This is a genomic window from Shimia sp., assembly GCF_041624275.1.
In the GTDB taxonomy this organism is placed as follows: Bacteria; Pseudomonadota; Alphaproteobacteria; order Rhodobacterales; family Rhodobacteraceae; genus Shimia.
Genome location: NZ_JBFJVE010000153.1, coordinates 1 through 7821, shown reverse-complemented (window position 1 = coordinate 7821; position 7821 = coordinate 1). Strand labels below are relative to the sequence as shown.

General features: G+C 67.3%; 7 protein-coding genes and 1 tRNA gene. 5 read left to right on the top strand and 3 right to left on the bottom strand.

Annotated features, from left to right (window positions below; genetic code table 11):
• The 4 genes from ABZD10_RS11715 to cysK form a co-directional block, all read left to right on the top strand.
• Positions 1–373 (top strand): ATP-binding cassette domain-containing protein (locus ABZD10_RS11715; protein WP_372886694.1); only part of this gene is annotated, 373 nt, incomplete at its 5' end.
• Between the two features lie 136 nt (positions 374–509).
• Positions 510–1733 carry a phenylacetate--CoA ligase family protein gene (locus ABZD10_RS11710; protein ID WP_372886693.1) on the top strand — a complete coding sequence of 408 codons (1224 nt, stop codon included), beginning with the start codon at positions 510–512 and terminating at the stop codon, positions 1731–1733.
• 190 nt (positions 1734–1923) lie between these two features.
• A complete protein-coding gene (locus ABZD10_RS11705) occupies positions 1924–3462 on the top strand; it encodes a peptidoglycan-binding protein (RefSeq protein ID WP_372886691.1) in 1539 nt (512 codons plus the stop codon).
• 296 nt (positions 3463–3758) lie between these two features.
• Positions 3759–4832 (top strand): cysteine synthase A, encoded by a 1074-nt coding sequence (gene cysK, locus ABZD10_RS11700; protein WP_372886689.1) that lies wholly within the window; start codon positions 3759–3761, stop codon positions 4830–4832.
• A 152-nt stretch (positions 4833–4984) separates the two neighbouring features.
• Here the strand turns inward: cysK and ykgO are convergent, their stop codons facing one another.
• Positions 4985–5110: a type B 50S ribosomal protein L36 gene (gene ykgO / locus ABZD10_RS11695; protein ID WP_012177066.1), complete on the bottom strand. Its 126-nt coding sequence runs from the start codon at positions 5108–5110 to the stop codon at positions 4985–4987.
• Between the two features lie 73 nt (positions 5111–5183).
• Positions 5184–5258 (bottom strand) — tRNA-Val (locus ABZD10_RS11690).
• Between the two features lie 260 nt (positions 5259–5518).
• Here ABZD10_RS11690 and ABZD10_RS11685 point away from each other — a divergent pair.
• Positions 5519–6379: an N-formylglutamate amidohydrolase gene (locus ABZD10_RS11685; RefSeq protein WP_372886688.1), complete on the top strand. Its 861-nt coding sequence runs from the start codon at positions 5519–5521 to the stop codon at positions 6377–6379.
• Between the two features lie 3 nt (positions 6380–6382).
• On the opposite strand, the gene ABZD10_RS11680 is transcribed toward ABZD10_RS11685, so the two are convergent.
• Positions 6383–7636, bottom strand: coding sequence for a DNA polymerase IV (locus ABZD10_RS11680; protein ID WP_372886687.1), 1254 nt, complete (start codon positions 7634–7636; stop codon positions 6383–6385).
• Between the last annotated feature and the right edge of the window lie 185 nt (positions 7637–7821).

Below are 7821 nucleotides of genomic sequence, written 5' to 3'. Positions count from 1 at the left end.
TACGTCCGGCGGCGAGCAGCAGATGGTCGCGATCGGGCGCGCGCTGATGGCGCGGCCGAGCATGATCCTGCTCGACGAACCGTCGATGGGGCTGGCGCCGCAGCTGGTCGAAGAGATCTTCGGCATCGTCAAGAACCTCAACGAGAAAGAGGGCGTGACCTTCCTTCTGGCGGAACAGAACACCAACGTCGCGCTGCGCTTTGCCAACTACGGCTATATCCTTGAATCGGGGCGTGTGGTGATGGACGGGCCGGCCAAGGAACTGCGCGAGAACCCGGACGTCAAGGAATTCTATCTCGGCATGTCCGACGAGGGGCGCAAATCCTTCCGCGACGTGCGTTCGTATCGTCGCCGCAAGCGCTGGCTCAGCTGACCCGCGCTGCCCGTCGCAACGGACGGAGCGCGGCGGCCCCTCGCCCAAGAACGACAGACCCGGACTGGCGGTTTGCCCTGTCCACCGGAGCCCCGTGCCCGATGGCGCGGACACCGCAAGAAAGAAGGACGGCCTGATGAGCCAGTTTTACGATACCCTGGAAACCCGCTCGGCGGATCAGCGGACCGCAGACATCGCCGCCGGGCTGCCCGGGCAGATCGCCCGCGCCAAGGCCCTGCCCGGCTATGCCGAGGCGCTGGCCGAGGTCGACCCGGCCGCGGTCACCTCGCCCGAGGCGCTGGCCGCGCTTCCGGTGCTGCGGAAATCGGAACTGAGCAAGGCGCAGGGCGCCCGTTCGCCGCTGGGCGGCTATGCCGACCTGACGCGCCCCGGCATCGTGCATCTGTTCCAGTCGCCGGGCCCGATCTATGAACCCGGCGGGCAGGATGGCGATTGGTGGCGCTCGGGGCGCGCCCTGTTTGCCGCCGGCATCGGCGCCGAGGACATCGTCCAGAACTGTTTTTCCTATCACCTGACCCCTGCGGGCATGATGTTCGAATGCGGTGCCCGCGCGGTTGGCGCCAAGGTGCTGCCTGCCGGTACCGGCCAGACCGAATTGCAGGCCCGCGCGGCGCATGACATCGGCGTCACCGCCTATGTCGGCACGCCGGATTACCTCAAGATCATTCTCGACAAGGCCGACGAGATGGGGCTGGCGCTGGCGATCACCAAGGCCCAGGTCGGCGGCGGCGCGCTGTTCCCCTCGCTGCGTCAGGAATATGCCGATCGCGGTATCCAGTGCCTCCAGGGCTATGGCACCGCCGATCTCGGCAGCGTCGCCTATGAAAGCCCGGCCATGGAAGGCATGATCGTCGACGAGGGCGTTCTGGTCGAGATCGTCACCCCCGGCACCGGCAACCCGGTGGCGCCGGGCGAGGTCGGCGAAGTGGTGGTGACGTCGCTCAACCCCGACTACCCGCTGATCCGCTTTGCCACCGGCGATCTGTCGGCGGTTCTGCCCGGTGTCTCGCCCTGTGGCCGTACCAACATGCGGATCAAGGGCTGGATGGGGCGCGCCGACCAGACCGCCAAGATCAAGGGCATGTTCGTGCGCCCCGAACAGGTGGCCGACCTGGTGGCCAAGCATGCCGAGATTTCCAAGGCGCGCGTCACCGTCACCCGCAACGGCGAGATGGACGCGATGACCGTGCAGATCGAAGCCGAAGCGGGGGGCTCGGTCGAGGCCTATGCCCAATCGGTGTCTGACACGCTGAAGCTGCGCGGCCAGATCGAGATCGTCGCCCCCGGCAGCCTGCCCAAGGACGGGCTGGTGATCGACGACCAGCGCAAATACGACTGACCCAGGCACGCCGCCGGCCCCGGGACCGGCCGGCCGCGCCCCCGGGTTTCCGGCTTTTTCCCGGTTGCTATTTGATAACCGGCCCTTTTGCGCAAGACTGTGAGGCGCGGCGCGCCCTCGGGTGGCCGCCCTGCACATTTAGGGGGGCGTTATGCGAAAAATCCTGACACCGGCACTTGTTGCCCTTTCCATGCTGTTTTCACTGCCGGCGCTGGCGGCCGACCTGGCTCTGGTGCTGACGGTGGAAGACTACCGATACCAGCCGCCGCTTCGGGCGGACCCGAACCTGCGCAGCATCGCCCAGAAGCTGCGGCGCAGCGGTTTCGAGGTCATCGTCAACGACCGCCAGGACAGCGCCGGTCTGCGCGCCGCGACGGCGCGGTTTTCGGACCGTCTGCGCCAGGGCGCCGACCGGGTCATGGTGGTGGTCTCGGGCCATTACGCCAGCGCCTTTCGCAGCCCATGGCTTCTTGGCGCCGACGCCGGGGATGTCGGTGCGCTGGATATCGGCGGATCGGCGCTGCCCCTCGGCGGGCTGACGGCGCTGGTCGCCGGGCATCAGGGGCAGGCGGTGGTCGTCGTCGGGCGTTACGAGCGCGACCTGATACTGGGGCAGGGCGCCGGTGGCGGCCTCGCCGGGCTGTCCTTTCCGCATGGCGTAAGCGGGTTTCTCGCGCCGGCCGACCGGCTCGATTCGCTGGTCGCCGAGCTGCTGACACCCGGGCGTCCTTTGGCGGAAATCGCCAAATCCGCCGGCCCCGGCATCGAGGCCCGGGGCTACCAGCCGCGCGCGGCCGCCTTCCTGCCCTATCTGGCGCCGGTCGATCCGGGCGAAGGCAGCTACTGGGATGCGCTGCGTGACCTCGGCACCGAGCAGGCGCTGCGATTCTATCTCGATCGTTACCCCAACGGACGCCATGCCGGCGAGGCCCGCGCGGCGCTGCGTCAGCTGCGCCACGACGAGGCGGCCCAGATGAAGCAGGCCGAGACCCAGCTGGGTCTCAGCCCGAGCCAGCGCCGCGCCGTGCAGGAGGACCTGACGCTGCTGGGCTACGACACCCGTGGCATCGACGGCGTGTTCGGCAATGGCACCCGGCGGGCGATCACCGGCTTCCAGCGCGACAACGCCCTGCCGGCCACCGGCTTCCTGACCGCGCAGACCCACGATGTGCTGCGCGACAAGGCCGACCGCAAGCGCCAGCTGCAAGACCGGCGCGACCGCCAGTTGTGGCGCGAGGTCGAAGGCCGCGACAGCCTTGAAGGCTACGCCCGGTATCTTGACGCCTATCCCGACGGGCTGTTCGCCGCCGAGGCCCGCCGGCGTCACGCGGAACTGTCGCGGTCGCAGTCGCAGGTCGGCGATCAGGCGGCCTGGGAGCAGGCGCTCTATCATGACGGGCTTACCGGCTACCGGGCCTATCTCGAGGCCCACCCGCATGGGCGCTATGCCGACGAGGCCCGCAGACGCGTCGAGGCCTTCGAGCGGATTCAGGACAATCAGGACCTGTTGCAGCGACAGAGCGAGCAGGAGCGCAGCCTGGCCGGCAACCAGATCTCCCGCCTGCTGGTCGAACAGCGCCTGTCCACCCATGGCGAGGATCCGGGCGCCATCGACGGGGTCTTCGACGAGAACACGCGCCGCGCGCTGCGCCGTTTCCAGCGCTCGCGCGGGGTGCCGGTGACCGGGCTTGTGTCGCAGAAAACCATGCTTCTCCTGGTGGCCGGCTAGATGCGCGGCCCCCTCGGGGGGGCGGGATGATCCGGGCGCGAAACCGCCCCTCGCGGCGTCTTGCGGGGGCGGTGGCCCGGCGGCGGTTTCGGTGGAAATCGTGACATTCTTCCGGCAGTGAAATTTTCGCATGCGAAACCCGCGACACTGTTCCTTGACTTGAGGAAAGTTCAGAAGGTTTTCCTTGCTTGCGTCGCGGGTGCTTTCGTTCCGCGCCGTTAGTTGCTTCTGTCGTTTCAGCAACAGGAATCAAATAGGACAGCCCCGGCCCCGGCCGGTATTTGAAAGGTCAGATTATGGGTATCAGAAAAACCAACGGGCGCGGCGCGCGCTATGACAGCGTTCTCGACACGGTCGGCAACACGCCGGTGATCCGCATCAACCGCGTCGCGCCGGCGCATGTGAACGTCTACGTCAAATCCGAAGCCTTCAACCCGGCCGGTTCGGTCAAGGACCGGCTGGCGCTGAACATCATCGAGGCCGCCGAGCGCGACGGGCGGCTGAAACCGGGGCAGACCGTGGTCGAGGCGACCTCGGGCAATACCGGCATCGGCCTCGCCATGGTCTGCGCCGCCAAGGGCTATCCGCTGGTCATCACCATGTCCGAGGCGTTTTCCGTCGAGCGCCGCCGTCTGATGCGCTTCCTCGGCGCCAAGGTGGTGCTGACGCCCAAGGAGCAGAAGGGGTTCGGCATGTACACCAAGGCCATCGAGCTGGCCGAGAAGAACGGCTGGTTCCTCGCCGGCCAGTTCGAAACCGCCGACAATGCCGATATTCACGAACACACCACCGCGGCCGAGATCCTCGGTGATTTCGATGGCGAGAAGCTGGATTATTTCGTCTCGGGTTATGGCACCGGGGGCACCGTTGCCGGCGTCGGCCGGGTGCTGCGCGAGAAAAGCCCCGAGACCAAGATCATCCTGGCCGAACCGGCCAATGCGGCGCTGGTCTCGTCGGGCTATACCAACACCCGCAACGAGGCCCATCAGGCCACCGAAAGCCACCCCTCGTTCGAGCCCCACCCGATCCAGGGCTGGACCCCGGATTTCATCCCGCATGTGCTTCAGGAAGCGCTGGACAAGGGTTTCAATGACGCGCTGTTGAAAGTTCCGGGCCCCGAGGGCATCGCCTGGTCGCGCCGGCTGGCCGCCGAAGAGGGCATCTTTGTCGGCATCTCGGCCGGCGCCACCTTTGCCGCCGCCATGGAGGTCGCCAAGGACGCGCCCGAGGGTTCGAACATTCTGGTGATGCTGCCCGATACCGGCGAACGCTATCTGTCGACGCCGCTGTTCGAGGGCATCCCCGAAGGCATGAGCGAGGAAGAGGTGGAAATCTCCCGCTCCACCCCCGGCGCGCAATTGGCGGGCTGAGGCACGATCCGGCAAGATCCGGAAACGATGGGGGGCGGGGCAACCGGCCCCCTTTTCGATTCGGTCGGGCTGCGGCGCCCCCGAAGGCTGGCAGCAGACAAGAAAAAACCGCCCCAAGGGGCGGCTTTCTCGTCTCTGGCGATGTGTCGGGCTTAGCCCTGGCGTGCCTTGAAGCGACGCTGCGTCTTGTTGATGACGTACACACGGCCCTTGCGGCGGACAACACGGCAGTCGCGGTGACGCTGCTTCAGCGAGCGGAGCGAGTTCTTGACCTTCATGGGTCTTCTCCTCTGACGGGCGCGACATGCGCCGGGTTGGCGGGCACCCCGGAGCCCCGGGGCAGTGAATTCATGGTGGGCGATACAAGGATCGAACTTGTGACCCCTTCGATGTCAACGAAGTGCTCTACCGCTGAGCTAATCGCCCACTCTGATCCCGATGCAGCTCTCACCCCCCTAAATAAAAGGGGCGCGAATGACCGCGCCGGTAGCGGGTCTATAAAAGGAGTCGGCGCCGGGTTCAAGAGCTTTCGCGCAGGATATTCGCGAGAAATTTCAAGGCGCCGCGAAAGCCGCCCCGGATCCTGCGGTTTCCGGCGCCGCGGCCCGCAGGAAAAGCTTCATATGCCACCGGAACTCGGGCAATATGGGGCGAGAAACCCGATACGGGGCAGAGCAGGAGGAGAAATGCCGAAGCAAGCCTATTCACTGATGCGCCCGGTCACCCAGACCTCGCCGGTGGTGTTTGCCTCGCCGCATTCCGGAAGCGACTACCCCGAATGGTTCGTGCGTCGCTCGTTGCTGAATGCGCAGACGATTCGCAGCTCCGAAGACGCTTTCGTCGACCGGCTTTTCGCCTGCGCGCCGCGCCACGGTTCGCCCTTTCTGGTTGCCGGCCCGCCGCGCGCCTTTCTCGATCTCAACCGCGCCCCGGACGAGCTGGACCCGGCACTGATCCAGGGGATTCGCCGGCCCGTGCGCACGCCGCGCGTCGCCTCGGGCCTCGGGGTCATCCCCCGCGTCGTCGCCAACGGCAGGCCGATCTATCACGGCAAGCTGGCGCTGACCGAGGCCACCCGCCGCATCGACCGTTACTGGCGCCCCTATCACGCGCGGCTGCAATCGCTGCTGGACGAGACCCGCGCCCTGATGGGGCGGGCGGTGCTGATCGACTGTCACTCGATGCCGCGCGAAGCGCTGGAATCGCTGGGGGTGCCGGCGGCGCTGCGCCCCGAGATCGTGCTCGGCGACCGGTTCGGGGCCGCCGCCGATCCCGAGATCGTCGAAGAGATCGAAGCCGCCTTTGCCTCGGCGGGGCTGCGGGTGGCGCGCAATACCCCCTTTGCCGGCGCCTATACCACCCAGCATTACGGGCGCCCGGCCCGCAAGCAGCACGCGATCCAGATCGAGATCGACCGCTCGCTCTACATGGACGAGGCGCGAATCGAACCCGGACCGGATTTCGAGGCCTTCGCCGCCCTGCTCGACGGGATCGTCGCCAAGATCACGCGGCTTGGTAGCGACCGCCGGCCGCTGGCCGCCGAATAGCGCCTAGCGTATGGCGCGCCCTTTCAGGATCGCCTCGGCGCCGAAGCGTTTGCGAATCGCGTCGGTGGCGCGCTCGGCGCTGCGCCGCTGCGCCGCCTGCGGATCAAGCAGATCGCCCGAGAGGTCGGCGCCGTCTGCGGGCACCAGCTCCGAAAGCCCGACCCCCAGCAGCCGGTAGGGCCCCTGCTCGCCGACCTGGTCGAACAGGCCGCGTGCGGTACGGTAGATGGTATCGGCCATCTGGGTCGCGTCGCGCAGCGCCAGGCGCCGCGAGATCAGGGTGAAATTGGCGCGTTTCAGCTTCAGCGTCACCACCCGCCCGGCCCTGGCCTTGGCCTTGGCCCGATCCGAGACCTTTTCCGACAGGCGCCACAGGTGCCCGTCCAGAAGATCGCGGTCGCCTGTATCCTCGAAGAAGGTGGTCTCGTTCGAGATGCTCTTTATCGGCGCATGTGCCGAGACCCGGCGCCGGTCCTCGCCCCGCGCCAGGTGCCAGAGCCGCTCGCCCATGCTGCCGAAACGCGCCGTCAGGTCCTGGCGTTCCCAGCGCAGAAGGTCGGCAAAGGTGTGGATGCCGGCCCGGTCCAGCGCGGCCTGCGCCACCGGGCCAATGCCCCAGATCAGCCGCACCGGCCTGTCGTGCAGAAAGCTGGCGGTCTCGGCCTTGCCGATCACCGAGAAGCCGCGCGGCTTTTCCAGATCCGAGGCCACCTTGGCCAGGAACTTGTTGTGCGAGAGACCGATCGAGCCGGTCAGGCCCAGCTCGTCCTTCATCTGCTTGACCAGCCGGGCGAGCATCACCGCCGGCGGAGCGCCATGCAGCTTCTCGGTGCCCGACAGATCCATGAAGGCCTCGTCCAGCGACAGGGGTTCCACATCCGGGGTCAGCGCCTCCATCATCGCGCGGATGCTGCGGCTGATCTCGGCATAAAGCTCCATGCGCGGCCGCACCACCGCCGCCTCGGGGCAGAGTTTCAGCGCCTGGAACATCGGCATCGCCGAGCGGACGCCGCGAATGCGCGCAACGTAGCAGGCGGTCGACACCACGCCCCGCCGGCCACCGCCGATGATCACCGGACGGTCGCGCAGCGCGGGATTGTCGCGTTTTTCGACGCTGGCATAGAAAGCGTCGCAATCCATATGCGCGATCGACAGATCGAACAGCTCTGGATGCGCCGTCACCCGCAGCGAGCCGCAGGACGGGCAGCGCCGCCCATGGTCGAAGGGGGACAGGCAATCTCGGCAAAGCGCAGGCACGTCGGGCTCTCAAATCTGATGCATCGTGGCGCCAGCCTAGCACCGGTACCGCGCCGCGGCACGGGGTTTCCCGGCGGGTCTCTGCTTTAAGCTGCCCCCCCCGGTCCGGGACGGGCCTTTCCCGGGGATGCCTCCGGCGGGAGTATTGGTCGCGAGATGAAGCGCGGGCTCGCCGTTTCATCTCG

Bases quoted from the DNA above. Each gene is read 5' to 3' on its own strand.
- cysK (WP_372886689.1), top strand. From the start codon at position 3,759: ATGGGTATCAGAAAAACCAACGGGCGCGGCGCGCGCTATGACAGCGTT.
- ykgO (WP_012177066.1), bottom strand. From the start codon at position 5,110: ATGAAGGTCAAGAACTCGCTCCGCTCGCTGAAGCAGCGTCACCGCGAC.
- ABZD10_RS11705 (WP_372886691.1), top strand. From the start codon at position 1,924: ATGCTGTTTTCACTGCCGGCGCTGGCGGCCGACCTGGCTCTGGTGCTG.
- ABZD10_RS11685 (WP_372886688.1), top strand. From the start codon at position 5,519: ATGCCGAAGCAAGCCTATTCACTGATGCGCCCGGTCACCCAGACCTCG.
- ABZD10_RS11710 (WP_372886693.1), top strand. From the start codon at position 510: ATGAGCCAGTTTTACGATACCCTGGAAACCCGCTCGGCGGATCAGCGG.